At 46.0% G+C, this 26,164-nt stretch carries 25 protein-coding genes; 6 read left to right on the forward strand and 19 right to left on the reverse strand.

Translation table 11 applies throughout. The annotated features are described in order from the left end of the window. The gene (locus IGI66_RS11200) at positions 1-426 is read right to left on the reverse strand and encodes a GNAT family N-acetyltransferase (protein WP_438848995.1); all 426 of its coding nucleotides are present in this window, start codon (positions 424-426) and stop codon (positions 1-3) included. Positions 427-651: 225 nt separating this feature from the next. Here IGI66_RS11200 and IGI66_RS11205 point away from each other — a divergent pair, with 225 nt between their 5' ends. The 4 genes from IGI66_RS11205 to IGI66_RS11220 all read left to right on the forward strand — a co-directional run bounded on the left by IGI66_RS11205 (position 652) and on the right by IGI66_RS11220 (position 7,505). Next, positions 652-2,091, forward strand: coding sequence for an amino acid permease (locus IGI66_RS11205; RefSeq protein ID WP_086303345.1), 1,440 nt, complete (start codon positions 652-654; stop codon positions 2,089-2,091). A gap of 131 nt (positions 2,092-2,222) precedes the next feature. Continuing rightward, positions 2,223-2,963, forward strand: coding sequence for a methyltransferase domain-containing protein (locus IGI66_RS11210; protein WP_438848997.1), 741 nt, complete (start codon positions 2,223-2,225; stop codon positions 2,961-2,963). Positions 2,964-2,982: 19 nt separating this feature from the next. After that, complete coding sequence (pepA, locus tag IGI66_RS11215; protein WP_086303343.1) at positions 2,983-4,056, forward strand: glutamyl aminopeptidase; 1,074 nt, start codon at positions 2,983-2,985, stop codon at positions 4,054-4,056. 779 nt (positions 4,057-4,835) lie between these two features. After that, complete coding sequence (locus IGI66_RS11220) at positions 4,836-7,505, forward strand: cation-translocating P-type ATPase (RefSeq protein ID WP_438849000.1); 2,670 nt, start codon at positions 4,836-4,838, stop codon at positions 7,503-7,505. 53 nt (positions 7,506-7,558) lie between these two features. Here the strand turns inward: IGI66_RS11220 and IGI66_RS11225 are convergent, their stop codons facing one another. From IGI66_RS11225 to IGI66_RS11295, 15 genes are all read right to left on the reverse strand, one after another. Further along, positions 7,559-8,290 carry an amino acid ABC transporter ATP-binding protein gene (locus IGI66_RS11225; RefSeq protein ID WP_114524891.1) on the reverse strand — a complete coding sequence of 244 codons (732 nt, stop codon included), beginning with the start codon at positions 8,288-8,290 and terminating at the stop codon, positions 7,559-7,561. A gap of 11 nt (positions 8,291-8,301) precedes the next feature. After that, a complete protein-coding gene (locus tag IGI66_RS11230; protein WP_010779805.1) occupies positions 8,302-8,955 on the reverse strand; it encodes an amino acid ABC transporter permease in 654 nt (217 codons plus the stop codon). 12 nt (positions 8,956-8,967) lie between these two features. After that, positions 8,968-9,741: an amino acid ABC transporter substrate-binding protein gene (locus tag IGI66_RS11235; protein ID WP_438849003.1), complete on the reverse strand. Its 774-nt coding sequence runs from the start codon at positions 9,739-9,741 to the stop codon at positions 8,968-8,970. A 1-nt stretch (position 9,742) separates the two neighbouring features. After that, positions 9,743-10,885 carry a cystathionine gamma-synthase gene (locus IGI66_RS11240; protein WP_438849005.1) on the reverse strand — a complete coding sequence of 381 codons (1,143 nt, stop codon included), beginning with the start codon at positions 10,883-10,885 and terminating at the stop codon, positions 9,743-9,745. A gap of 1,300 nt (positions 10,886-12,185) precedes the next feature. Continuing rightward, positions 12,186-12,986 (reverse strand): 4-hydroxy-tetrahydrodipicolinate reductase, encoded by an 801-nt coding sequence (dapB, locus tag IGI66_RS11245; protein ID WP_316405889.1) that lies wholly within the window; start codon positions 12,984-12,986, stop codon positions 12,186-12,188. Between the two features lie 117 nt (positions 12,987-13,103). Next, the gene (locus IGI66_RS11250; protein ID WP_438849007.1) at positions 13,104-14,036 is read right to left on the reverse strand and encodes a hypothetical protein; all 933 of its coding nucleotides are present in this window, start codon (positions 14,034-14,036) and stop codon (positions 13,104-13,106) included. A gap of 223 nt (positions 14,037-14,259) precedes the next feature. After that, on the reverse strand, positions 14,260-14,907 hold the full coding sequence (locus IGI66_RS11255) for a hypothetical protein (RefSeq protein ID WP_438849009.1): 648 nt from the start codon (positions 14,905-14,907) through the stop codon (positions 14,260-14,262). Positions 14,908-15,054: 147 nt separating this feature from the next. After that, positions 15,055-15,612 (reverse strand): glucose-6-phosphate isomerase family protein, encoded by a 558-nt coding sequence (locus tag IGI66_RS11260; RefSeq protein WP_438849011.1) that lies wholly within the window; start codon positions 15,610-15,612, stop codon positions 15,055-15,057. Between the two features lie 18 nt (positions 15,613-15,630). Beyond that, a complete protein-coding gene (locus IGI66_RS11265; protein WP_438849013.1) occupies positions 15,631-16,410 on the reverse strand; it encodes a glucose-6-phosphate isomerase family protein in 780 nt (259 codons plus the stop codon). Positions 16,411-16,427: 17 nt separating this feature from the next. Continuing rightward, positions 16,428-18,161 carry a class I mannose-6-phosphate isomerase gene (locus IGI66_RS11270; RefSeq protein ID WP_314578323.1) on the reverse strand — a complete coding sequence of 578 codons (1,734 nt, stop codon included), beginning with the start codon at positions 18,159-18,161 and terminating at the stop codon, positions 16,428-16,430. Positions 18,162-18,196: 35 nt separating this feature from the next. Further along, positions 18,197-18,616 (reverse strand): PTS sugar transporter subunit IIA, encoded by a 420-nt coding sequence (locus IGI66_RS11275; protein WP_086303334.1) that lies wholly within the window; start codon positions 18,614-18,616, stop codon positions 18,197-18,199. Positions 18,617-18,642: 26 nt separating this feature from the next. Next, complete coding sequence (locus tag IGI66_RS11280; protein WP_086303333.1) at positions 18,643-19,485, reverse strand: PTS system mannose/fructose/sorbose family transporter subunit IID; 843 nt, start codon at positions 19,483-19,485, stop codon at positions 18,643-18,645. Then, positions 19,485-20,297 carry a PTS mannose/fructose/sorbose/N-acetylgalactosamine transporter subunit IIC gene (locus tag IGI66_RS11285; protein WP_288226148.1) on the reverse strand — a complete coding sequence of 271 codons (813 nt, stop codon included), beginning with the start codon at positions 20,295-20,297 and terminating at the stop codon, positions 19,485-19,487. The genes IGI66_RS11280 and IGI66_RS11285 overlap by 1 nt, the downstream gene beginning before the upstream one ends. An 18-nt stretch (positions 20,298-20,315) precedes the next feature. After that, entirely contained in the window at positions 20,316-20,804 is a 489-nt protein-coding gene (locus IGI66_RS11290) for a PTS system mannose/fructose/N-acetylgalactosamine-transporter subunit IIB (RefSeq protein WP_438849017.1), read from the reverse strand. 154 nt (positions 20,805-20,958) lie between these two features. Next, complete coding sequence (locus IGI66_RS11295) at positions 20,959-21,696, reverse strand: GntR family transcriptional regulator (RefSeq protein WP_086303330.1); 738 nt, start codon at positions 21,694-21,696, stop codon at positions 20,959-20,961. 214 nt (positions 21,697-21,910) lie between these two features. Here IGI66_RS11295 and IGI66_RS11300 point away from each other — a divergent pair, with 214 nt between their 5' ends. Beyond that, complete coding sequence (locus IGI66_RS11300) at positions 21,911-22,132, forward strand: hypothetical protein (protein ID WP_010779799.1); 222 nt, start codon at positions 21,911-21,913, stop codon at positions 22,130-22,132. Positions 22,133-22,170: 38 nt separating this feature from the next. Here IGI66_RS11300 and IGI66_RS11305 read toward each other — a convergent pair whose 3' ends face one another. The 3 genes from IGI66_RS11305 to IGI66_RS11315 are packed head-to-tail and all read right to left on the reverse strand — an operon-like array spanning position 22,171 to position 25,325. Next, positions 22,171-22,806, reverse strand: coding sequence for a TetR/AcrR family transcriptional regulator (locus IGI66_RS11305; protein WP_010779798.1), 636 nt, complete (start codon positions 22,804-22,806; stop codon positions 22,171-22,173). Positions 22,807-22,810: 4 nt separating this feature from the next. Then, positions 22,811-24,418: an ABC transporter permease gene (locus IGI66_RS11310; RefSeq protein ID WP_438849020.1), complete on the reverse strand. Its 1,608-nt coding sequence runs from the start codon at positions 24,416-24,418 to the stop codon at positions 22,811-22,813. Continuing rightward, the gene (locus tag IGI66_RS11315; protein WP_010779796.1) at positions 24,411-25,325 is read right to left on the reverse strand and encodes an ABC transporter ATP-binding protein; all 915 of its coding nucleotides are present in this window, start codon (positions 25,323-25,325) and stop codon (positions 24,411-24,413) included. The genes IGI66_RS11310 and IGI66_RS11315 overlap by 8 nt, the downstream gene beginning before the upstream one ends. A gap of 194 nt (positions 25,326-25,519) precedes the next feature. Between IGI66_RS11315 and IGI66_RS11320 the strand changes: the two genes are divergently transcribed. Further along, positions 25,520-26,161: a DUF998 domain-containing protein gene (locus IGI66_RS11320; protein WP_301516984.1), complete on the forward strand. Its 642-nt coding sequence runs from the start codon at positions 25,520-25,522 to the stop codon at positions 26,159-26,161. Positions 26,162-26,164: the final 3 nt, after the last annotated feature.

Consider the following 26,164-nt stretch of genomic DNA (forward strand, 5'->3'; position numbering starts at 1 on the left):
TCACCTGTTTATTTTTTTGGCCAAATAATATTTTGTCGTTCCCATCATCGGTACATCTGTCAACTCTCCAAAGACCTCATAGCCGTGCTTCAAATAGAAGCCCAGTGCCTGATAGGCTTTGGTGGACAGCGTGATGGTCTTCACGTCTTCCTCTACCGCCCACGCTTCCATCGCTTGGATCAATTTTGACCCCATACCTGATTTCTGATGGCCTTCCTCAACACCCAACAACGAAATATGCAGGGTGTCGTATTGTCGTTTCCCGACGATCCCGCCCGTCAGCCTGCCTGCCGCCCATGCACCAAAGGCGATTTCCTGCTCCTTGTCCTCTGGCAATCGATCGGCAAATACGCCTTCGTGCTGCTGCTCAAAAACGCGATCCAATAGCGGGAGCAAGGTGTCCCTGTCACTTTGTTTGATCTCCAATCTATTCACTCCCTTTTCAAATCGTCTTTCTATCAAAAGCTATTCTATCATTTTTCTGTAAAAAGACAAAAATGACATGAAAATGAGGAAGAAAAAAATTCGTCATTAGAATTCTATAAAATCAGCTATTTTAAGTGATCTTTCTTTATATTTAATAACATAGGTGAAAGCGCTTTATATATTGTATGGTTAATTGTTACTTTTTATGGGAAGGGAAGAAAAATAATGGCTGATAAGAAAATTCGATGGTTCACTGTTTCCATGATCGCTTTCAGTATGGTTTGGGGCTTTGGGAATGTGGTCAATAATTACGCACAGCAGGGCATCTCTGTCGTGGTTTCTTGGATATTGATCATGCTGCTCTATTTTGTTCCGTACGCCTTGATCGTTGGACAATTGGGCTCTACCTTTAAAACCAGCTCCGGCGGGGTCAGCTCCTGGGTCAAGGAAACCACCGGCAAACGGAAGGTGGCCTATTATGCTGCCTGGACCTATTGGGTCGTGCATATCACTTATTTGGCTCAAAAGCCGCAATCGGTACTGATCGCTCTTGGCTGGGTCTTCAAACGAAATGGGGAAGTTGCCACGAATATGAGTGTGCAAGTCGTCGCCATTATTTCATTGATCATTTTTCTGATCTTCCTCTTTCTTTCTACCAAAGGCTTGACGACGCTGAAGGTCATTGGAAGTGTCGCCGGCTCCGGGATGCTGATCATGTCTATTTTGTTCATCCTGTTGGCGGTGGTCGTTCCTTTTATCGATCCGGCGTTCAAAGTCGCCACGCCAAATATGGGGGATGTTCAGACCTACATCCCAAACTTCAACTTGAATTATTTCGCGACGATCTCCATGCTGGTCTTCGCGGTCGGCGGCGCGGAAAAGATCTCACCGTATGTCAATTCCATTGACCGTCCGACAAAAAACTTTCCAAAAGCGATGATTTTTATGGCCACTATGATCGGCCTGAGTGCTGTCCTTGGCTCTGTCGCAATGGGAATGCTTTTTGACAGCAACAACATTCCAGATGATTTGATGGCCAATGGTGCTTACAGCGCCTTCCAAATTTTAGGAAATCATCTAGGCGTCGGCAATCTTCTGATGATCATTTACGGCTTGGCTCAAACCGCGGTGCAATCCTCCGCCTTGGCCTTCTCGATCGACGCGCCGCTGAAGATCCTCCTTTCAGACGCTGACCCTGAATATGTTCCACAATGGCTTCGCAAACGCAATCAGAAAGGAACGTTGGTCAATGGCTACTTGCTGACAGGGATTCTGGTGAGCATCATCATTATCCTACCGATCTTCGGGATCAAGAGTATGAGTATCTTGGTGCAGTGGTTGACCAATCTCAATTCCATCGTGATGCCGATGCGTTACATCTGGGTCTTCTTCGCCTACATGATGCTGAACGCGCAATACAAAAAGTTTCATTCGGAATACAAATTTATCAAAAATCCGAAGCTCGGTTTCGCCGTTGGTTTCTGGTGCTTTGGCTTTACCATCCTCGCCTGTATCTTAGGGATGCTGCCGAAAGTCGATTATGCAGCCGATCCTAGTTCTTGGATGTTCCAGCTCGTCTCCAATATCGTGACGCCGATCGTCTTGATCCTGCTGGGGATGATCTTACCAATGATCGCCAAACGCGAGCAACAGAAAGTGTTGTAACTCTGCACGCCTGACATCTCCGCCGTTTTCTGCTGAAGAAGCGGCTGGAGATGTTTTTGGTTCGTTCAAATGTGCATTCATTTTTTAACAGTGTATACTGGATACAATCGTTTCTTAGAAAGAAGGTTCTTATGTCTGATTATTTAAACGAGCTCGAAGTATTTTGGGATGAATTTGCCGAAGAGTATGAAGTAATTCAACAAGAATCCATATTTCCGATCGCCGAAGAGCTACGGGATTTTTTATTGGAACAAGCACTGCTTCCCTGCCAATCGCTGGTAGACTTGGCTGGCGGGTCAGGTCGTTATCTGCCTTCCCTGCAAAAATACGCGGCGCACTATGACCTCGTAGACCTTTCTAGGGAAATGCTGAAGATGGCTGCGGACAAAGCTGGTGAAAATGTTCAGTTGATCAAGCAAGATCAAGCAACGTTTTTGCGTCAGAACAAACAGCTTTATGACATTGCTTTTTCTGCGATGAATCCCGCTTTGCAGACAAAAGCAGAATTATTGGATTTCTGCCAAGCTAGTAAAGATTGGTGTCTAATTCTGCGGGTCGTAAAAGACGAAGATCAGCTCTTCTCTCCCTACGAGGAAAAGAATCCTGATTTGTTATTAAACGAACGCTATAAGGACTTTTTGGCCGCGCGCAACCTTTACTACCGAACAAAACGCTTTTCCTATACTAGTCGCGAAACCGTCAGCCGTGAATTTTTCCAAGACTATTTTGCGGATGATTTCTCTACAGAAGCCTTGGCGGAAATCACGCAAAAGACCTTTGGCGACGAGAACGAACGTGTAAATCAGCAATTCTTGGATTTTGAATTGATTTATTTTCAGGTACCAAAGGCTTATAATGAGAACGGATTTTAACTTTTGAGGAGGACCATTGATGGAAGAAAAAACATTTCAACGAATCAAAGAATTAACCGAGCTGCAGGGAACCAGCGGCTTTGAGGAAGATATTCGCAGTTACATGCGTGACGCTATCACACCCTTGGTGGATGATGTGCAGCAAGATGGTTTGGGCGGTATTTTCGGTCTGCGCCAAGCGGATGAAAGCAAACCACGTGTAATGGTGGCAGCGCATATGGACGAAGTCGGCTTCATGCTGACAGAGATCACGCCCCGGGGATTATTTAAAGTCGTGCCATTAGGCGGCTGGAATCCTTATGTGGTTTCTGCGCAACGCTTTACCTTAAAAACTGCTAAAGGCAATTATCCATGTATCTCTTCTTCCGTGCCGCCGCATTTATTACGGGGAACCAGCGGACAAGGTCAAATTAAAGTTGAAGATATTTTATTTGATGCCGGCTTTGAATCAAAAGATGAAGCCTTGACTTACGGTGTTTTGCCAGGCGATACGATCGTTCCGCAAACCGAAACAGTCAAGACCGCAAATGGCAAAAATATTATCAGTAAAGCCTGGGATAACCGTTATGGCTGTACTGTTGTGCTGGAAGCTTTGGAAGCTCTACAAAAAGAAACATTGGATTATACCTTGATCGCTGGCGCCAACGTTCAAGAAGAAGTCGGCCTGCGCGGGGCAAAACCTGCCGTGACAAAATTCCAACCCGATCTATTCTTCGCGGTGGACTGCTCTGCGGCGGATGATTTAGTGACAACCAATGGCACCTTCGGACATTTAGGGGAAGGCACGCTCTTGCGTATCCAAGATCCCGGCATGATCCTGCTGCCACGCTTACGGGAATATTTATTGGATACTGCCGAAACTCACAACATCCCTTATCAATATTTTGTATCTAAAGGCGGAACTGATGCCGGTGCTGCACATACTGCGAATGAAGGCATTCCAAGTACCGTGATCGGTGTTTGCGGACGCTATATCCACACCCACCAAACGATGTTCAGTATCGCTGATTTTGATGCCGCTCGAGAAATGCTGATCCACGTTTTAAAAGGCTTGGACGAAAGCACGATCAAAACGATCGTCGCTGGCAACTAACCGCTTAATAAAAAATAAATATCTATGGAAAAGCGCCTACACCAAGGCCAGCCTCTGCTTCGCTCCATGCGCGATCCAGACAAGACAGCATAAATCTTGCAATTGAAATTGATTTCCGTTAGGATTTAAACATATTAATAACTCCTTAGGGGAGTAACCGGCAACGTTGTTGTTGTGATATCAACAGTAAGTTAACCAGCGATGGTTTTCTGGTATCGTATGAAATGGTGAGACCTAAGACAAGTTTAAACACTTGCCTTGGGTCTCTTTTTTTGTGAGTTCCACTTCGTACTTCAGTACGCTAGTGGAATCGTATGCGCAACGAAGATAGATTCATTTTTCACGGTTCTAGAAAAATGATCCCCTTAGCCAGAGCTAGCTGTCAGTTTTTCTTCACGCTTTGTCAGTTCTACTTCCTGCTTCAGCAGGTTAGTAGAATGATATATCTTCGAAAGTCCCGATAAATTCTTTTAAGAATTTATCAACATAATTTTAGAGAAGATTCGCGTGATTAGAAAAATGATAGGCGTACGAAAATAAGGTCATTTTTTCGCTCTTTGAAAAAATGAATTCTTAGCCCTGAGAGCTAGCTGTGAGTTCCACTTCGTACTTCAGTACGTTAGTGGAATCGTATGCGCAGCGAAGATAGATTCATTTTTCACGGTTCTAGAAAAAGGATGAGCTGGCCGCTATTAAATGGATTAACCCTACGCACCTATTACTTATCAACTGCCAAATACACCCAATCAAGGCAAATAAAAATTATTGGAGGACCTACATTGACAAAACACGCGTATCAACAAGAAACAGAGGAACTGCTGACGGATTTCCACTCGTCGACCGAGGGATTGAGCCAAGCCGAAGCGCAACAGCGGCTGCAAGAAAACGGCCCTAACCAGTTAAAGGAAGCAAAGAAAAAATCATCTCTGACACTCTTTTTAGAAACCTTTAAGGACGCCATGGTGATTGTCTTGCTGATCGTAGCAGTCGTTCAAATGATCATGGGCGCCCATGTGGAATCCATCGTGATCTTCGCCGTCCTGCTGCTGAACTCGTTCGTAAGTGTCATCCAGACGAAGAAAGCGGAGGGCTCATTGGACGCGTTGAAAAAACTTTCTGCGCCAGATGCCAGCGTTCTTCGCGGCGGACAGGAACAGAGCATCCCAGCAAAAGACATCGTCACCGGCGATATCGTGATCCTAGAAGCTGGCGACTATGTGCCGGCGGATGGGCGTTTGCTGGAAGAAGGTTCCTTGAAAGTAGATGAAGGAATGTTGACAGGAGAATCGACACCGGCTGAAAAGGAGCTTACGCTGTTAACCAGCGATGTTCCTATTGGTGATCGGATCAATATGGTCTTCAGCGGCACGATCGTTACTTACGGTCGAGGAAAGTTCCTAGTCACCGCGACTGGCGGCGACACGGAGATCGGTCAAGTAGCGGGCCTATTGGAATCCACGACCGAACAAAAAACACCCCTTCAGCGTGGGTTGGATCGCTTCAGTAAAAAATTAAGTCTCGCGATCTTGGTTCTATCTGTAGTGATCTTAGGCGTTCAGCTAATGCGGGTTTTCCTAGATGGTTCAACGGATATGACGCAAGACATCGTCAATGCCTTTATGTTCGCGGTTGCCGTCGCGGTTGCCGCCATTCCAGAGGCCTTGCAGTCGATCGTCACGATCGTTCTCTCTCTAGGAACGAAAAAAATGGCGAAGCAGCACGCCATCATTCGGAAGCTGCCTGCTGTGGAAACTTTGGGATCGACCAGTATTATTTGTACCGACAAAACAGGTACCCTGACCCAAAATAAAATGACGGTCGTGGACCATTTCTTGGCTGATGGACAAAGCGGCGAGTTTTCGAAGGATCCTAAGCAATGGGAGGCGGATGAACAGCGGCTGATCGAGATCAGTGTGCTGGCAAACGATGCGACCATCAGTGAAGACGGCACAAAATTAGGCGACCCGACGGAGATTGCTTTGATTGATTACAGTGAAAAACAAAACCAATCTTATCGGGAACTGCGGAAAAAATACCCACGGGAAGCCGAGCTGCCTTTTGATTCTGACCGCAAGCTGATGTCGACGCTCCACACCCTTGACCAGAAAAAAACCATGGTCACAAAAGGTGGACCAGACATCGTCTTCGAACGCAGTTCAAAGGTTCTGCTGGATGGACAGGTCGTGGCTTTCACACCAGAGATCAAAGCTCGTTTCCAAAAACAAAACGAAGCCTTTTCTGAACGGGCACTGCGGGTTTTAGCCTTTGCCTATAAAGAACTTGCGACAGACGACCTGTCATTAGAGGACGAAGGAGAGCTTGTCCTCGTCGGCTTATTAGCAATGATCGATCCTCCGCGGGAAGAAGTCTTCCAAGCAGTAGCAGACGCAAACTCTGCGGGTATCCAAACAGTCATGATCACCGGCGACCACAAGACGACTGCTGTGGCGATCGCCAAGGAAATCGGGATCTTTCAGCAAGGCGATCTTGCGCTGACTGGTGCCGAATTGGATCAGTTATCTGAAGCCGAACTAACAGAACGCTTGGAACAGGTCACCGTTTACGCCCGCGTCTCCCCCGAAAATAAAATTCGGATCGTACGCGCGTGGCAAGATAAAGGAAAAATTTCTGCTATGACCGGCGACGGGGTCAATGATGCCCCCGCTCTGAAGCAGGCGGATATTGGGATCGCGATGGGAACCGGGACCGATGTCGCCAAAGACGCCGCGGCCATGGTCTTGACCGACGACAACTTCGCTTCCATCATCAAAGCCGTTGAAGTAGGACGGAATGTGTTTGATAATATCAAAAAAGCCGTTGCTTACTTGTTTGCCGGAAACTTGGGTGCCATCATCGCCATCATCTTTGCGTTGGTGATTGGTTGGGCGAACCCCTTCACAGCTCTGCAATTGCTCTTTATCAACCTTGTGAACGACTCGCTGCCTGCGATCGCTTTAGGCATGGAAAAAGCCGAGCCGACCATCATGAAACGTCAGCCACGAGATCCAGACAGCGGTATCTTTACCGGCAAGACCCTGATCTCCGTTACCTACCGCGGAATTTTGATCGCTTTAGCAGTGATCATCGCGCAATGGTTAGGAAATCAACAGTCTCCTGAAATGGGTGTCGCAATGGCCTTCTCGACATTGATTCTCAGCCGTACGCTGCAAACCTTTGCGGCTCGGTCGAATACACAAACGGCTTTTCAAGTTGGATTCCTCTCAAACAAGATGGTCTTACTTGCCATCGTCGTCTGTGCCGCATTGTTCAGTCTGACCTTATTGCCTGGTCTGCGTGAAGTCTTTGCGATCCCTGCAGCCTTTGCCTTGAAGGAAATCGGAATTGCCTTAGCGCTAGCCGCTTCTGCGGTCCTCTTGATGGAAATCACGAAATTGATTCTAGTGAAGGTACAAGAACCAAAAGGAGAAGCAAAGGTGCATAAGCAGTAAATAACTGACGCAAAAAGACCGACACCAGCAACTGCTGATGTCGGTCCTTTTTTCTATAAAAACTGTTGCAGATAACGTTGTATCCGCGGATTCTCACTCTCAAAAAAGGCTTGTGTAGGGCCGTCAAAGGTCACTCGTCCGTCTTCAAGGAAAACGATCCGGTCGGCGACTTTACGGGCGAATTCCAGGTGGTGGGTCACAACGATCTGCCCATTGCCTGATTCGGCCAAATCTTTGATCACCTGCAGTACTTCCTGTGCCAATTCTGGATCTAAGGCGCTGGTGGGTTCATCATACAGCATAAATTCAGGCTCCATCGCCAGTGCCCGTGCAATGGCTACCCGCTGCATTTGTCCACCGGATAACTGGTTCGGGCGCTCCGCCGCTTTATCCAGTAAGCCTACTTTTGTCAAAAGCTGCTCTGCTTGTTCTCGTGCCTGCGCTTTTGGGATCTTCTTGACCTGCGTCGGTCCCTCCATAACGTTTTGAATCACCGTTAAATGAGGAAAAAGATTGTAGGCTTGAAAAACAATACTGAAATGTCCGCGGTATTCCTTTAGCTGGCGGAAGGACAGATTCCGAGGAAACGAAAGGTCATCTTGATCAATCGTGATCCTGCCGCTGTCTGGTGTCTCTAGGAGATCGATCGAACGCAGCAGCGTGCTTTTTCCTGAACCAGAGGGACCTAAAATGACGGTCGTCTCGCCAGGTTGAAACGTCAGGTCGATCTCTTTTAGGACGTGTGTCTCCTCAAAGCTTTTGTTTAATTTTTCAATAGTTAACATGCGATTTCCTCCTAATAGACCATCCGTTTTTCAAGCACGGATTGCAGATAATTCAAGAAGGTACAAAAGATCAAGTAATAGACTGCGACCATGCTGTAGAGCAACAACGGTTCATACGTTCGCGCCGCGATCCGCTGCGCCGTCATGAAGATCTCAACGATCGTGATACTTGCGGCCAGCGACGTGTCCTTCACCAAACTGACAAAGTTATTGGACAATGGCGGCAACGCGATTTTAAAGGCTTGCGGCGCAATGATGCGGTACAGAATCTGCCATCGGCTCATCCCTAGTGAAGCAGCAGATTCGTACTGACCTTGGGGAATCGCTAATAAAGCGGAACGAATGTTTTCAGAAGCATACGCGCCGGTATTTAGTGAAAAAGTCAAGATTGCGGCTGTCCATGCATCCATTTGAATCCCCACTGACGGAAGTCCAAAAAAGACGATAAACAGTTGGACCAAAAGCGGTGTCCCGCGGAAGATCCAAACATAGAGAAAGAAGATCCCGTTTAGAATCCGACTTTTTGAAATTCGGGCTAAGGCAGTGACCAGCGCCAAGACCATCCCTAGTGCAAAAGAAATCAAGGTCAGAGGAATCGTCATTTTTAGCAGTGCCCAGAAAAGCGGCAGCGCTGAGCTTTGAATAATATCTATCGTTCGTTCCATTTTATAGGCCCCTTACTTAGAAATATCTTTCTTGAAATACTGTTCTGACAACTTCGTCAACGTGCCGTCCGCTTCCAACTCCTTGATGGCTTTGTCCACTTTCTCTGCCAGCTTTTCGTCCCCTTTATGGAACATCGCTGCAACCTTTGTGGATTCATCAGACGTTTTCACGATCTTGATCGGTGCATCCGGTTTTTGATTTAGGTAATCATAATAGGTCACGTCATCGTTCAATGTTGCATCTGCACGTTTGTCCCCTACCAACTCGACTGCTTTACTGAAGCCATCGACGCTGGAGATATCCGCACCCAGATCTTCTGCCATTTGCGCATAGTTGCTCGTTAAGGATTGCGCGGAGGTTTTCCCCTTCAAATCAGAGAAATCTTTGATCTCGTTGTTGTCCTTGTTCACGATCAGCGCCGGATGAGAAACAGAATACGGCGTGCTGAACAAGTATTTTTCTTCCCGTTCTGGCGTGATGGACACTTGGTTGAAGATCACATCTGATTTTTTCGCATCAAATGCAGCCAGCATGGAGTCCCATGGTGCTTCCACAAATGTTACGTTGTACCCGATTTTCTTCGCTACTGCTTTGGCGACATCCACGTCATATCCAGTCAGCTTGTCGTTATCATCACGGTAAGAAAACGGTGAATACGTGCCTTCTGTCCCAACACGCAATACTTTTTCAGAACTTGCATTGCTGTCTTCTTTTTGTTGGCATCCCGCTAAGAAAAGGATACCTACAGCTAATACACTAATGAGTGCGATCATTGATTTTTTCATGTTATTCGTTCCCTTCTAAGGCTTGGTATATATCATTTTTTAAATCTTCTATGTCTTCGATCCCCACAGATAGGCGGATCAATCCATCCTTGATCCCAGAAGCTTCCCGTTGTTCTTTTGGAATCGAGGCATGGGTCATAACGGCAGGAACTTCGATCAAACTCTCTACTCCGCCCAAACTTTCTGCCAAGGTGATCACTTCCAGCGATTCGACAAATGCGGCGACGCTGCTTTCATCCACCAGCTCAAACGCGACCATCCCGCCAAACCCGCGCATTTGCTTCGCGGCGATCTCATGACCCGGGTGCTCAGAAAGACCTGGATAGTAAACAGTCGCTACAGCAGGATGCTTGACCAATTCTTCAGCGATGATCGCCGCATTTTTTTGATGCGCCTCCATCCGAACGCCTAGCGTTTTGATCCCCCGCTGCAACAGCCAACTGTCCTGCGGCCCTAAGACACCACCGATCGCGTTCTGGTAGAAGCCAATTTTTTCAGCAAGTGCGGCATCGTTCGTTGTTGCCAAGCCAGCAACCAGATCACTGTGCCCACCTAGATATTTTGTCCCGCTGTGCAAAACAATGTCTGCGCCTAATGCTAATGGCTGTTGTAAATACGGGGTTGCGAAGGTATTATCCACAATTGTTAATAAGTCATGGCTCTTTGCCCACTGTGCACTTTTTTCCAAATCGATAATTTTCAAGAGCGGATTACTAGGTGTTTCTAGCAGCAGTGCTTTGGTCTCTGCTGTCAACGCCGCTTCTAGTTGCGTCAAATTACGGCTGTCCACCATCGTATAGGTTAATCCTAACGGTTTGAACACCTTCTCCAATAAACGGAATGTCCCGCCATATACATCGTCGCCTAAAATCAAATGGTCTCCCGGCTGGAAAAGCGACAATGTCGCGTGGATCGCAGCTAGACCTGATCCAAAAGCAAATCCCTTCACGCCGCCTTCAAGTTCCGCGATCAATTCTTCCAAAGCCATCCGCGTTGGGTTTCCAGAACGAGAATACTCAAACTCTCCTGGCTGTCCCAATTTTTTTTGCCGATACGTCGACGTCTGATAAATCGGGACACTGACCGCCCCTGTCAATGGATCTTCGCTGATACCGCCATGAATCAATTTGGTTGATAAATGCATATTATTTCCTCCTGTGTTTTGTAAGTTTTTGGCCCTCATCTGTTAAGCAACAACACATGTTGGTTCCCCCTGTCTATTTTTTCTGGTAGTGTCTTTGAGACGTTGAATTTATTTTTTAGTTAATTTAGATTTCTTTTCTACTGCGAAAAGCGGAACTGACAGCTAGCTCAACTAAATGAACAGCTTTTTCCAAAGAACGGAAAAAGATTTTTATTGTCGCTTCGCATACGATCCGACTAAACAGCTCGTAATACTGGTTCCTTCAATCAATAAACTATTACTCGAACTACACAATCTGGTAAAAGTCGGAATCGCCGCTAGCTTAGATTTAAGGAGGTCATTTTTCAAAAGACCTGAAAAATAACTCTATTTTCGTACGCCTATCATTCCGCTAAAAAGTGCGATCCATTGGTTTCCTATTCATAAAAATAGATTTCAATTTATTATCACTGCGAAAAGCGGAACTGACAGCTAGCTCAACTAAATGAACATCTTTTTCCAAAGAGTGGAAAAAGATTTTTATTGTCGCTTCGCATACGATCCGACTAAACAGCTCGTAATACAGGTTCCTTCAATCAATAAACTATTACTCGAACTATACAATCTGGTAAAAGTCGGAATCGCCGCTAGCTTAGATTTAAGGAGGTCATTTTTCAAAAGACCTGAAAAATAACTCTATTTTCGTACGCCTATCATTCCGCTAAACAGTGCGATCTATTGGTTTCCTATTCATAAAAATAGATTTCAATTTATTATCACTGCGAAAAGCGGAACTGACAGCTAGCTCAACTAAATGAACATCTTTTTCCAAAGAGCGGAAAAAGATTTTTATTGTCGCTTCGCATACGATCCGACTAAACAGCTCGTAATACTGGTTCCTTCAATCAATAAACTATTACTCGAACTACATAATCTGGTAAAAGTCGGAATCGCAAAAAAGAGGTGCAAGCTATTAAAGCTGCACCTCTTGAGATCGTTAAAAGTTATTGGTTTCCCACTTTTTTAAACGAGTTCAGAACAGTTAATAGACATGACAAATGAGTATGCTGCTTTTTTGCACCATACAACAACATGCTGATTGAACTGTGGGATTGTTTTTTTGCGCGATGTTGTTTGTCATGAGTCCTGACCTCCTTTAAGAATTGTTCTCAATTTAGCATTTAGAAAATGAGAAGTCAATTAATACACTTACAGAAAAGAAGTAAAATAACTATTTAAGGGTAATTCAAAGTTTGAAAAGAAGATACGTCGAAAAAGCCTTTTTCCAAGAAAAAGGCTAGCTAAAAATAACGTTTATTTTCTATAATTCCAACACATCTGAAACTGCATAATACCCCGGCGGCTGTTTTGCCAAGAAGATCGCGCAATCACAGGCGCCTTTCGCAAACCCGCGCCAATCCGTCGAATGGTGGCTGATCTCCAATCGTTCGCCTAAGCCTCCGAAAAAAACAGTATGGCTGCTGGGCGTATCCCCCATTCGGATAGAATGATACCCGATCGAACCCGGCTGCCGTTCGCCTGTTCCTTCGCGACCATACACGGCCAGCTCAGAAAAATCAGCGCCTAATTCATGGGCGATCAATTCCCCCATCTCCTTTGAAGTGCCGCTGGGGGCATCCTTTTTCCAACGGTCGTGCATCTCTAAAATTTCGATATCTGTTTCTTTGCCGATCGCCGTTGTGGCAAGCTGCAGCAGCTTATTCATAACGTTCACCAACTTGGAGGTGTTTGCCGCATAAAGCACTGGAATTTCCTCACTTGCTTGGTAAAACACTTCTTTTTCCTCTGGCGAAAATCCGGTTGTTCCACAAACCAGCGCTTTCTTGTATTTTTTCGCCAAGCCCACTGTCTTTAGTCCCATTTCTTTTGTGGAAAAGTCGATGATCACGTCACAGTCTTCAATGACAGCCGCTAAATTATCCACAACGGGCACACCGAGATCCCGCCCCAGCATCGCTGCTTGTCCTAAATCTTTTCCGATGTAGTCTCGATTCTTTGGCCCGACGCCTGCAATCAAGCACACCTCTTCCTCTGACGCGGCGAACTCCGTGATCAATCGTCCCATCTTCCCCCGCGGACCGACAATAATTGTTTTGATCATTGTTTTCCCTCCTTTGCCGTTTAGTAAATCGCTTTCACAGCTAGTTTACCATGTTTACAGAAGAAAAATCATTGCCTGTTTGTGTGTATTCGCTGGCTTCCGCCTTTTTAGCCGCTGCTACTTTCGCCGGTCCTTCTTGCGCTCCTTTTTCTTTCCCCACCCAAGATTCCTCAATAGTGTTTTCTTTTTTTTCTGTTCCCGCTCACTTTTCCCCACCTTCTGCTTCGGTTGTGCTGCTTGTGATTTCGAGGTTCGCTCCACCTCACCATGCGCACTAGAAACATCGCTAGTTGCTGAAATCATCTCTTTCATTCCCGTTGAAGAGCCCTCTTTTTGATCCTTCCAGGCCGGTTCTTCCTTCTTCCTGTCTCTATCTGCTTGTACCTTTTGTTCCTCAGCCTTCGTCGACGGTTCCTCTTGTTTTTTCTGCTTTTTTTCTTTTTTAACAAGCTCACGGCGGGTACAATTCACAACGTCTGACTTCTCTAATTTAGCAAAACGACGGACGCCATCCTTCTCAAAAATCGTCAAATGCGTCAATAAGCCCAGCATCGCCTCCGCTTTCTCATCAGAAATAGTTGGATCGGCATCGCTCAAGCTCCATGTGTGCTCCTTGCCTTGAATGTCTTCAAAAATCGAGACAAGCTTAAATTGCTGCCCCGCCATCTCCTCGTCAGGAGTCGTTTTAGTCTCTACATAGGTTTTATACAATCGGATCTTCTGACAATGCGCTTCGTACTCTGAATGATTTTTAAAAAGTCGCGCAACGATTTGTTTCCATTCCTCTGGCTGACAAAACACTTCAAATAAAGAACACCAGCGACGCACCATTGCCGTCGGTTCCACCTCCATCAGCAACTCGGCGATCAGCTCTTTAAATAACTCATGAAAACTCCCGACAATCAATGAGTCTCGAACCACTATTGCCAGCATGTACTCAAAAACGACGGAGCTGTCCCGCGTCTCCTCATAAAAGCTCCGTACTCGTTTTGTTAGATTGTCACTTTTCATTTGAAATAGCTGGCGCTGATTTAATGGCTTGGTTGTCATAGTCCTCTACCTCCCAATTGTAGGAAACGCTCTCATTTTTAATTACCCGATCTGTTTCTATAGAAATAGGATACTTTACAACTGGAGGAAACACTACCCCTTCAACAAAGAATTATATTCAAAATTAGTCAAATTTTTAAATCAAATGAGTAGTTGCTGCCAAATTTTTAAATAACAAAAAACACGCAGGGAATTTCCCGCGTGTTTTTTTCTGCTGATTCACTTAGAAAAACATTCGTAAAAACGACCAGACATAGCGCAGCAGTCGAAACAAGATAAAGAGAAGAAACAGGTTCCCAAAAATAAAGCTGACCGCATTTCCCGCACTGGCTTTCAAATTTCCGAAAGAAAAACGACGTAAAAAGCGCGGCATCGAGCTGTACCCGTTACGCTTCAACCGGAATTTTTCTTCATATGTAAGATCAAGCATATCATAGTACACGATCTGCAAGGGTTCTCGAGAGAAAAAGGTCTTTGAGAACCCCACCATCATCGTATACTGCTTGTTATTGGAGGGCAGGTTGCGTACCCCTTTTTTATTGATCCGCACCTTTTCGTCATCGTCCATCACATTGTAGCTGTACTCTTCTTCTTGAATCTTGTGGACCGTTACTTCTGGCTGATTTTCTTCAAGAAAAGCTTGGTAGACCTCTGAGAATTTTTGCTTTTCTAAGAATAGATGCACCCCTATCCCTGCAATCAGCGCCATCAGGAATACATTCAACAACAAATTATCTTGAAAAATAGCACTGTACGCCAGAATGATTGCTAGCGCCACGCCGCTGATCGTCAGCCGTTTCCAATAGTAATTTTGGTACATGATCTTGATCGTTCGTTCGTAGTACGCAAAATCAGATGTCGCGAAGTTCATTGACCTCATCTCCTTTTATAAACGCTTAAATTTAGTATAGCTGAGCCAACCTTGAAAGTCAGTTCATATAAATTATACGCAAAAAACTTCCGCGAACATTAAAACTATCTTAAAAAGCTGGATCAGCAAAAGCGATCCAGCTCCGTTCTATTGATTCACTTGAATGACTCCTTCTGCCCCTTTTCGCAGCACGCGCTGTGGAAACATTTCTTCTGGCGGCGCATAGTCATGACCCGATTCTGTTTGCCAACAGGCCGAGACCGACAATGTCTCATTGCCCGTATTGATCAGCCGATGCGCTGTATCTCCGGGAATATAATGGACAGAACCAGGAAGCACTTCCTCCAGTCGCGTCTCTCCAGCTTCCGTCATCATCAGCAGTCCCTGACCTTGCAAGCCAAAATAGTATTCACCTGTGTCTCGCTTGGCATGAAAATGCCCTTTCGTTAAGAAAAATTCCTCTCCCACTACCCCCGAATGTACATGGGTGATCCCGAAATAAAGCCCGCCAGACGTTCCTTCAGCTAACCCGTTATCTTGGTATTCAACCTGATACATCACTGTCTCCGGGTCTAGCTGCTGATAAGCTTTCTGATCTTGGAAATAGCCTGCTAAATCCTTTGCTCGTGTCTCTTTCATTCGAATTCCCTGACCCTCTAAGTGCACGGTCGTACTATCATATCTAACGTCACTTTTTTTGATCACTCTAGTCCCGCCTCTCTATTAAGGAACATAATCCAGCCATTTTTCTGTGCATAAGTCGGGGCGAACGACAAAGTCGAACATGGCATGGTCCTGTGTATACTGTTGATAGATCGGCTGTGTCGGATCAATCGCAAATTCAACGTATTCTCTCGGCGCTTTTTCAACTAACGATTCCGCCTGATAGGAGGGATTTCGTTCCCACACGATTGCCTCATGATCATCAAATGTAGGATAAAACGCCAGCCCCTTATGTGCACGCACCTCATCGTATTCAAAACCAAAATCCCGTACGCACCACGCGCCAAAAAGCATGGGTTCTGTTCTGGACGCATTGATCGTACAATGCGCCCAGCCTGGGGGAACGATCACGCGTTCACCAGCTTGCGCTCGAACCGCATAACAGCGCCCCGGGTCATCCGTCGCTCTTTCCTGCATATAAACGATCGCTTCTCCCCACCAGATCTCATATACCTCAGGTGTCGACATCTGACACGTCTTCGAAACGGCGTGGATGTGTCCCTGACTTTTGACGGGTTCCTGACCGATCGATCCCTTGGCGTAGGCGACGACACCAAAAAGCAATTCCCTTTCCAGCAGATCAGAGCGATCCCTCCTCAAGCCAACATCCATCGCAATCGAATACACGATCTCTGGCCCTGACGCTTCATGATCCGCCATGCTGTGAAGGATGTCCTTTAAATGGCGTTGTTCTGCATGCGTGGGCCCAAAAACAGTTGGCGGATAAACAAATTCATGCGTTGCGTCATTAAAGGTCACACCTAAGCCTGTCTCGATCATTTTTTTACCTCCTTGGATCACGACAAATTTCTAACAAACGCTTGGATCACGGCGACTTCTTTCGTTGGCTCTCCCTGGTTGACTAATCGGTATTCTTTGATCGCCTCTGGTACAATAAACGTTTCGCCATAGTGGATCTCAAACGGATCAAAGCGGCCATCCACGCTTTCTACTGTGATCGTTTCTCCCTCCACCAGATTCAACATATTGACACTTTGATGAACAGACAAAACGGCTTCTTCTTTGAACCAGTGACGATGGGTCTCGATAAATTCCAATTCATGCAGCCCGGTCTTTTCGATCCGATAGTCCCTCGTGTCATGGAGCGTTTCAAAAGGATTGATCAAATTTTCCTGCACCCAAGCGGTATCATACGACATATCCACATTCTCTTCCCCGTGGGCCAAATGAACGGGCCGCGGCACGCCGTCTAAGCCTAAACGCTCCCAATCCCAGAGCTTAAAGGTGAAGATATACGGTGTTTGACTAATCTCCAATACCACTGTCTCTGGCCCGCCGCAATGGATCGTCCCCGCAGGTATAGAGTAATGGTCGTGTTTTTTTACAGGGAAACAATTGATATATTTTTCATCTGGAAAACGGTAATCCCCTTTTTCGGCCTTCCGCAGCGCAGCAAATAAATCTTCCTTCTCCGTTCCTTCTTTTACCCCAAGATAGATCGTGGCGTTCTCAGCAGCCTGCAAAATATAATAGCTTTCGTTTTGCGTATACGTCATGCCGAATTTTTCTTGGATGTAATCCACTCGCGGATGGACTTGCAAGCTTAGATTGCCGCCGCCGACCGTATCTAAGTAGTCGAAACGAATCGGAAATTCATTGCCAAAGCGAGCCTGTACTTTTTTGCCGAGTAAAGCAATCGGCCGTTCATGGACCACATTGATCGCTGGAATCTCGATTGTTGTCCCTGCGAAATCCAAACATACACTGTTTTCCTCCAGCACTCCGTCGAAGGCCCATCCGTAATTTTCCTGCTCAGGATTCAAATTGAACTCTTTCTTCATCCATTGTCCGCCCCAAACACTTGCATCAAAGTAAGGAACTAAACGAAAGGGTTGCTCCACGATTTGATCCAGGGCGGTACGGTAGCTGGCGCCATCGACCATTTTCACTTGATTCGGAACATTCGTATCCAGTAAATAATCGATTCGTTCCGTCAGCTTCTGCTTCAGCCGATCAGCGACCCGCCACTCAAAAAAGAAGCCCCGTTTAACTTTTTTTAGATTGTCTTCTTCCTCATTCGCGGCTTTCCAATTCGGCATACCAGCACGATGGCGTTTCTGAATCTCCCAACGCGTCAAATCGGCATAGCACAAAATATCCGGATCAGGTAACAAAATGGTTGCCCCTGTGCCGTAAACAACGATGTTCTTTGATTCTTCCGCGAACTCTTTCTGCATTTGTGCCACTTCATATTCTGGATAAAAATCCTCCAGCACCGCGTGGGACATGACACCGAATACACGATCCTCTGTCAGATTCGCGGCTATTTTTTTCGTTAATGTTGCTGCGTCATAGGCATAGTCATCCGCCTTGATCAGCCGTACGTCGGTCAACGTATTCAATAAATGCTGCTCGAGCTCAGAAAGATGCACACCCGGATAGCATTCCAACGCAATCGTTCTCTTCCCTTCCTTCAGTTGTCGATTCAATTCTTCGCTGATCTCTTCATAGCTTGTCCACGTCTGTGCCGTGTGTTTTATCTTGATTTTCGGTCGCAAATTATAGGTCATTTTTACCCCTCTTTAATAATCATAATGATATGACATTAGAATGCCTCTTCTACCTCTTCGTCAGAAAAATCCATTCGGTCAATACTTTCTTTTCCAGCTTTGATCCCATCCGTGAGTAATTGCTGGAATTCTTTTCCTTCCCGCATCAACACCAGCTCTAACAACATCGCCAGGTTCATGCCCGAGACCATCTCAACTTCTAAATTGGTTTGAGCCAATACCTCATACGCCGTCGTCCCAGGAGAGCCTGCTGGAATGTCGCAAACAATGAGCATTTGCGTGATCTCTTCAGAGATACCTGCGATCATTTTTTCCAGCTCCGTTCTAAACGAAGCGACCCCTGCTTCTTCTAAGCCAAGTGAAAAAAGGTTTTCCTGTTCACCAGCAACAAATTCTATCGCGGTTTTCATCCCATGAGCCAGTCTGGCGTGACTCACCAATAGTATTCCGATCATGATCATTTCTCCTTGTTCTTCTTTTTTTAGAACATCATTTGGATCAAATAGGCGATCCCTACGCCGCCAAAAGCTGTCACAAAATAAATCCCGATCAATTTCAAGGCGGAGACACCTTTTTTCGCCATCAAATACCATGAAACTAAAACCAACACTAATGGTAGAAGGTTCGGGAAGATGCCATCTAAAATCTGTTGAATATCAATTTTCGCACTGCTGAATTTCAATACGATCGGCAATTGGAGATTCACATAGCTCGCTGCGACTCCGCCGATAACGATCATTCCAAGAACTGAAAAGGCTTGTGTGATCTGTTGGGCTTTTTCGCCAACGAAGGTATCGACAGATTCCGCTCCCAGCTCGTACCCTTTAAAGAATAAGAAACGCGTGCCCAGCATGATGATCGTATTGTAAGCAACGATGTAGAAAATCGGTCCTAAGATGCTGCCGTTTTCTGACAAGCCCATCCCGATCGACAGAAGAATCGGGATCAGCATTCCCGGAATCATTGAATCACCGATACCAGCTAAGGGACCCATCAAGCCGACTTTCAAGCCATTGACAAAGTCATCGTCAATTTCTTCTTTTCCCAGTGCCCGCTGTTCTTCTAAACCGACCACCACGCCATTGATCAACGAACCGATCTGCGGTTCAGTATTATAGAAAACAGAATGCCGCTTCAGCATGGCTTTTTGTGCTTCGGGATCATCTTTGTACAAGCGTTTGGCGATCGGCTCCATTGACAAGGCAAAACCAAAGGCTTCCAAAAATTCAAAACTCGTCGCGACTAGGTTATACATCATCCAACGAATATAGGATTTATTCAACGTCTTCTTATCTAACAGTTGATACGATCTTTTTTGTTCCATTAAAATTCCTCCTCCTCATCGATGTCATCATACGAACCTTCTTCTGTAGCAATTTTTACTACGGGTTTGGATTTGGCCTGGAAATAAATATAAGCGATCACACCCGCAACGACAGCCAAGGCAATCATGTTCAATTTTAAGAAGATGACACAAATGAAGCCAAACACGAAGAAAATCAGCATAATGTCTTCTTTGACGACTGCCGTCAGCAGCATCACGATCCCGATCGCTGGAAGGGCTCCGCCTAAAATCCCCATCACATCGATCAAATACTGCGGCATGCTCGCCAACAATTCTTTGGCGAAGCTCGACCCAAAGTAAATGACTAAGAAGGAAGGAATAAAACGCAAAGCAAAACTTAGCAATTGCGGTCCGATGATGGAATTAAAATGGAAGGCCTTCTCATTTCCTTCTTCGATCGCTTTTTGTGCGCGGTGGTTCCAGAAAGAATTCGCTACTTGGAAAAAGTTGAACACGATCGTACCGATCACACCGATCGTCGTAGCAAGTGTCACGGCAACTTCTGTCGATGAATTTGATAAAATAGCTAAAGCAATCGCCGGATACGCAACGAAGTTCAAATCCGCCGGCATCTGTCCGCCAGGCGTTACCATAGCGATATAAACGGCCTGGATCGCGACCCCGATAATAATTCCTTGTGTAACATCCCCTAAAATAAGACCAATCAAAAATCCTGATACTAAGGGGCGGCTGATGGTGTACCAGCCCCCGGTCAATCCCATTAACCAGGGAGTCCCTAAAGCACCCAAGTAGCACAGCAGTGAGATCAATACAGCTTGGAAAAAGAGCATAATCAATTCCTCCGTTCTTTATTTTTTGATATCTTTCCAAGTGAAGCCTTTTGAATCCGGTACCAATTTAAACTGGATATCCATTCCTAATGCGTCCAATCGTTCGAAGGCAGCCAGTTCTCCTTCTGTGATCGCCACGTTTGGACCGATTTTTTCAGCCCCTTCTCGCGCACTCATAGGGCCGACATTTAAAACAGGGTAACAAGAAATAAAATCTGCGCCAGCATCGTACAAACGTACAAGGGTCTCAGGAGTCTTCGCGATCAAGAAATAATTCTTTTTGCTCCCAATAATTTCGTCCCATTTTAGCGCGGTCCGATCAACAGTCATTACGAAGCCCTTTAGCGGCTTTGGAACAGCTCCTTTAAGAACTTTGGACAAGGTTGGATTGTTCGCGGAAGGATCATCTACAGCGACTACGCCATCACAAGCGCGTTCACTCATCCAGCGCGTCACCACCTGCCCGTGGATGATCCGATCATCGATTCGAATAAAAGATATAGCCATTTTCTACACTCCTGTTCTCTTTATGTCATTTTGTTATAACAATAGCACAAATTGATTATAAGTCATTTCTCTGAAAAAGACAACGCTTTCTTTCTTCTTTTTGAAAAAAGAAACGTGCAAAACGAAGGCGCTCGCTTTGCACGTTGGCGTGTAGCTAAATTTCGACATAGTAGCGGTACTGATCGCCAATGTAGTAGCAATCGCTGATTTCCTTATACTGACCATCCGCTCTAGAAACCATCCGCACTCTTTTTAAAATCGGTGTATTTTCCGGCACGTCTAATACCGCTTGAAGCTCCGGTGTCGCAAGCAGCGCTTCGACATACTCTTTGCTCTCACTCATGACAATGTCAAAGGTTTTTAAATAGTCATAGAGTGATCCATAATAATCCTTACTATCTAATGAGAAATTTTCGGTATAAGGGATGTGGGTGACAAAATAGGCAAAGGCTTTGCCATCATCCACGCCTCGCGTCCTTCTGAGTTGCAGGACCTTGGCACCTTTTTCGATCCCTAACTGCTGGGATATCCTTTCGGAGGCTTCTATCATGCTGACTTGGGCATGCAGCGTACGTACTTTTTTCCCCAGCTCCTCCATTTCTCGAGTAAAGCTGCGAACCATTGTATAATGTTCTTTTTGAGTTGAGTGATCCATCGACAAAACGAAGGTCCCTTTTGCCCGCTCACGGTACAAATGTCCCTCACGAACCAATTCATCGATCGCCTTTCTGATCGTGATTCGACTCACGCTATAAATGTCACATAAATCGAGTTCGGGTGGGATTTTTTCGCCATCTCCCCATTCTCCTGATACGATTTTAAACCTTAAATCATCTGCTATTTGACTGTACAAAGGACTGGCGCCTTTTCCTTTTGCTAGCTTTTCGTTCAAACTATCACCTCTTAAAAGTTCTATTGTCATAACAATAATATAGATTAGCAAAAATTTCAACCATTATGGAAGGCGTTTTCTTTCTTCTATTTATAAAAAGCTGCTTTTATAAAGCGGTTGTTAATCTTTGGAATCTCCCCTTCTTTTCTAAAGGGGTTGTAGTATAATGGAGGCATAAAAACGATTACGTTTAATCAAGTGAAGGGGTACACGTATGAAGATCGCCATCATTCTTTCAACTATTGTTCTTGCATTAGCCAATGTTTATCTTTTTCTGGTGTATTTTAAAGAGAAAAAAATCGATGATAAATTAGAACGATTGGCCGTGATGTTCGGTACCAATATGAGTGTTTTGTTTGTGGACAGTCTGATTCTTTTCTTCGGGGCGCTGGCGGAAGAAGGAATGTTCCTGATGACCATTTTTTCCGATTTTTGAAGCAAAAAACTGCGACTTCGTAAGAGGCCGCAGTTTTTTTAATGCTCAATAAACCCATATTCGAGGATTTTTAGTTTTCGTTTCATACGATCGATCACCGGCATCAGATCTTCGATGGTTTTCCATTCGGGATGCTGCGCCAGCTCTTGCTGAATCTTGGTGGTCTCACTCGTTAAGACTGCGTAGATCGTTTCTAAGACATCACTTTCTTGAACATCTGGACGCAAAGGCAGCTTGCTGATGACTTCGTCGGTCAAGGTCAAGTTATGATGGACATCTGCATTGAGTCGTGCGGTCATGGCTTCTTTGAGTGACTCCGGCAGCAGAGGCATTTCCGCGTAAGCCTTCATCAAAAAATCAAACTCATGAGGGTACGTTAGCTGAAGCTCGATCTTATATTTTGTCGCATCGACGACCATCTCTAACAGGTCCGAGGCTTGTGTCCAAACCGAATAGTCGATGCGTTGATAGAAAAATTCGGAGGCGTACACGTAAGTCGCTTGGTACAGCGCGCCTTTATTGCCATAATAATGAAACAAAAGCCCCTTTGATACCCCCGCTTCCTCCGCGATTTGATCCGTCTTTGTCTCACGATAGCCATACTGCCCAAATAATTTCGTACTTGTTTCAAGGATCTTTTTTTCCTTCTTGGGATCTTTTACTACTTCCTTCATCTTATCACTCCAAGTCTCGCTTATTGTAGCCGATGGTGCCAAGAATCGTCAAAACTAGAAAGGCTGCCAGCAAAAAAACCATGATTTTCAGGTCGGCCTTCTCTGCCGGGACTTTTCCGACCCAGCCAAGAGGCGAGAGATTGCCGGTGTCTTCTGACAGATTCAGCAGCGGACCAAACATTTTTACTAGTACACTAGCACCTAAATAGAGCCAGAGCACACTGGTCCATTTAGGCAATGCGCCCGCGAAGAAGCTCCCGATCCCGACAAAGAACAACGTAGCCGGCAAGAACCCCAGCATCGTCTGCCAAAAATAAGTGGTCGCAAGCGGATCATCGAGGGTACTATTGCCAATGAAGAAGGCGCCAGCCAGTGTTCCAGTAAATACCAATATGCTTACTACCGTTCCCACGCCAAAATAGCTCAAGGCCAAACGGGTTTTTGACACGCTCTTTGAATGGAGAATGTCTAAATAGCCCTTTTTTTCATCTGACTTCAACCGAAACACGATCAAAAGACCGCTGATCGCGGCGATCGCGACAAAGAACAGCCCCAGCATATTCAAATAGTTCAAGATCAGCTCTCGGTTGGCTTCATTGATCTGTGTCACTCCAAGAATTTTTCGATAAGTGGGGTTGCTACCGATGATGTCACCGATCGTACGAAAGATCGAGCCATACGCTGCCCCCAAAACAAAGCCGCCAAAGATCCAGCCCAAAATACTGTTGCGCTCGACAGCTAAAATCAGCCCAAGAGGAGAAGATAATAAGCGGCCTGCTGTTGCTTTGCCATCGCGGGCGGCCAAGATCCCGCTGCCGATATCACGGCTTTCGACGAGTTTGATCGCCAGCGCCAAGCAGATCACGCCAAAGGCCAATGTCAGGATGACCGGCAGCCAATGATTCTCGGTATAGATCGCTGTTTTTTGAATCCAGCCGACAGGTGACAGCCAGGTCCAATCAGGATTCGTCACATCTGTCATCATACGGAGGAGATAGAAGAAGCCGTACAAGCCATAACTCATGAAGCTGGCACTGCGGGAATCATTCGCTAGCTGGACCATCAGAAGACTGATGAAGCCAAACATGATCCCAATACTGGCGAGACTAGCCCCCATCAGGAGATCCCCCTCCAGCGTCGCGCCATTCAAATCAGCAGCGATCAAGCTCCCCGTATATAAGATTCCCATCAGCCCATTGATCAGCAGAATCTCCCAGACAGTTGCATAGATCGGCGCCAAGCGTCCAACGGTACGGGAGCGGACCATTTCCAATAGTCCTGAGTCCTCCTCCGCCCGAGTGTTGGAGATTGCCAGTGAGATCGTCATAAACACCATGAACATTCCCATAAAGACCAGCATCTCTGAGGCGAACACATTGGCCGTCGTATACGGCTTCGTTGCGGAAAATTCACCAAAGAGGGAGACCATCGCCGGTGTTTTCAATGTATTGACGATCGCATCAATGTCTGTCTGGGTACCGAACAAGACGTTGAACTTCAATGCTGCCGAGGCGAACAAGCCGACGAGGATCACGAGCCAAATCAGATGCTTGAAGCGGTTTTGCTTCATATTCGCCCGCAGCAAGGTCATAGTTTTAACGCCGTTATGCATGAGAATCAGCCCCTTGTTTTTCATAGTAGCGCATGAACAGGTCCTCCAACGTTGGCGGCGTGGCCGTAAGATTAAGGATCTGCTTTTCCGCCAAGAAAGCCATGATCGCGGTCAGCTGTTCCCGATCCACCGACAAGGTCGCTTCTTTATGTTCCGTATCTGAAAAATGGCTTTTGTGGACACCGGCGACATGCTCGATCCCGTCGAGAGCAGACGCCGTCTCGACCTTGAGTTCCATACGGGTCAAATGGCGCATCGACGCTAAATCGCCTGTCTCGATGATCGTTCCTTCACGAATGATCGCGATCCGATCACACATCTTTTCGACCTCCGATAAAATATGACTGGAAAGCAAAATGCTCTTTCCTGCTTCTTTTAATGCCAGCACTTCTTCTTGAAATGTTTTCTCATTCAAGGGATCTAATCCAGACGTGGGTTCGTCAAAGATGTACAGGGACGCCTCCTGTGACAATGCCGCCACCAACGCGATCTTTTGCCGGTTTCCCTTTGAATAGGTACGGGCTTTTTTCTTCGGGTCGAGTTGAAACTTCTCGATCAGCGCCTCTGTTTTTTCAGTGCGTGTTTGATTATTCAGACGCAACAGCAGGTCAATGATCTCGCCGCCTGTTAAATTCGGCCATAGAAAAACATCCCCTGGGACATAGGAAATATCTTTATGGATCTGTGTATCCTCTTTCCACACATCTTTTCCGAAGATCGTTGCTTCCCCGCCCGTTCGCTTCAACATGCCTAACAGGATTCGGATCGTCGTCGATTTGCCGGCACCATTAGGTCCGATGAAGCCAACGACCTCTCCTTTGTTCACCGTAAAAGTCACGTCCTTTAATGCCTGAAATTTGCCGAAACGCTTTTCTACCTTTGTTAATACTACGACTGGTTCGCCCATCCTGCTCACTCCTATTTCTTCTGTTTGACAGTGCATCACACCTTATACCGAGAGAATACGCTCTTTTGACTCGCGAGTCAATGACTATGCAGTCAATCCAGAAAGAAACCACTCACTTCTCCTCCGTTCCCTTATTTCTCGAATTTTCAATCAAAATAAAGTATCATAGAGAAAACTTTCGTAAGGAGTCGCTAATGACTATTCTAAAGAAACTTTCCCCTTTGTTTTTGATCCTTGCGGTCGTCGGGGATTTTTCGCTGCCTTATTATTTAGGCAGATTCTATCCGGGATTTGACCAGATGACCATGATCATCAGCCAACTGGGAGAACCGACCAGCCCTGTACAATCCTATTTTGATCATGGGTCAGTGGTCACAGGGACGCTGTTCATATTGTCGAGCGTTGGCGTCTATGCCTTCTTTCGCTCTGAATCGAAGCAATTGGCACAGATCTTAGCTGGTGCCATCGCCTTTTACGGCTTTGGTGATTGCCTCTTGACTGGCCTGGTGCATATCAGTGAATCCGCCAGCTTCTTCAGCCCTGCCTATTTTCTCCATGCCGCCTTTTCCGGCTTAGCAATGGTGGCCATGATGTTTGTGCCGTTGTTGTTAGCCTATCAAGCAAGCGTGAAGCGTCAAAGGGCCGTTTCTCTCTTTTATTCCGTGTGTCTGATTGGCTCGATCGTGGCGCTGATCTTGTTCGCCGCCTACTATTTGCCGCTGATCGGCAGCCTGCTCGCCACCACTCGCGGTTTTTGGCAGCGCCTATCGCTGTTTTTCCTCTATCTTCCAGCACTCAGTATCGCCTTTAGACAATTAAAAAGGATGCCGCATTAGCAG

The organism is Enterococcus sp. AZ048 (assembly GCF_051715125.1).
GTDB lineage: Bacteria > Bacillota > Bacilli > Lactobacillales > Enterococcaceae > Enterococcus_A > Enterococcus_A gilvus.

Coding starts and splice junctions, on each gene's coding strand:
- IGI66_RS11205 (WP_086303345.1), top strand. CDS start 652: ATGGCTGATAAGAAAATTCGATGGTTCACTGTTTCCATGATCGCTTTC.
- IGI66_RS11210 (WP_438848997.1), top strand. CDS start 2,223: ATGTCTGATTATTTAAACGAGCTCGAAGTATTTTGGGATGAATTTGCC.
- pepA (WP_086303343.1), top strand. CDS start 2,983: ATGGAAGAAAAAACATTTCAACGAATCAAAGAATTAACCGAGCTGCAG.
- IGI66_RS11225 (WP_114524891.1), bottom strand. CDS start 8,290: ATGTTAACTATTGAAAAATTAAACAAAAGCTTTGAGGAGACACACGTC.
- IGI66_RS11230 (WP_010779805.1), bottom strand. CDS start 8,955: ATGGAACGAACGATAGATATTATTCAAAGCTCAGCGCTGCCGCTTTTC.
- IGI66_RS11235 (WP_438849003.1), bottom strand. CDS start 9,741: ATGAAAAAATCAATGATCGCACTCATTAGTGTATTAGCTGTAGGTATC.
- IGI66_RS11240 (WP_438849005.1), bottom strand. CDS start 10,885: ATGCATTTATCAACCAAATTGATTCATGGCGGTATCAGCGAAGATCCA.
- dapB (WP_316405889.1), bottom strand. CDS start 12,986: ATGATCAAAACAATTATTGTCGGTCCGCGGGGGAAGATGGGACGATTG.
- IGI66_RS11250 (WP_438849007.1), bottom strand. CDS start 14,036: ATGACAACCAAGCCATTAAATCAGCGCCAGCTATTTCAAATGAAAAGT.
- IGI66_RS11255 (WP_438849009.1), bottom strand. CDS start 14,907: ATGAACTTCGCGACATCTGATTTTGCGTACTACGAACGAACGATCAAG.
- IGI66_RS11265 (WP_438849013.1), bottom strand. CDS start 16,410: ATGATCGAGACAGGCTTAGGTGTGACCTTTAATGACGCAACGCATGAA.
- IGI66_RS11270 (WP_314578323.1), bottom strand. CDS start 18,161: ATGACCTATAATTTGCGACCGAAAATCAAGATAAAACACACGGCACAG.
- IGI66_RS11275 (WP_086303334.1), bottom strand. CDS start 18,616: ATGATCGGAATACTATTGGTGAGTCACGCCAGACTGGCTCATGGGATG.
- IGI66_RS11280 (WP_086303333.1), bottom strand. CDS start 19,485: ATGGAACAAAAAAGATCGTATCAACTGTTAGATAAGAAGACGTTGAAT.
- IGI66_RS11285 (WP_288226148.1), bottom strand. CDS start 20,297: ATGCTCTTTTTCCAAGCTGTATTGATCTCACTGCTGTGCTACTTGGGT.
- IGI66_RS11290 (WP_438849017.1), bottom strand. CDS start 20,804: ATGGCTATATCTTTTATTCGAATCGATGATCGGATCATCCACGGGCAG.
- IGI66_RS11300 (WP_010779799.1), top strand. CDS start 21,911: ATGAAGATCGCCATCATTCTTTCAACTATTGTTCTTGCATTAGCCAAT.
- IGI66_RS11305 (WP_010779798.1), bottom strand. CDS start 22,806: ATGAAGGAAGTAGTAAAAGATCCCAAGAAGGAAAAAAAGATCCTTGAA.
- IGI66_RS11310 (WP_438849020.1), bottom strand. CDS start 24,418: ATGCATAACGGCGTTAAAACTATGACCTTGCTGCGGGCGAATATGAAG.
- IGI66_RS11315 (WP_010779796.1), bottom strand. CDS start 25,325: ATGGGCGAACCAGTCGTAGTATTAACAAAGGTAGAAAAGCGTTTCGGC.
- IGI66_RS11320 (WP_301516984.1), top strand. CDS start 25,520: ATGACTATTCTAAAGAAACTTTCCCCTTTGTTTTTGATCCTTGCGGTC.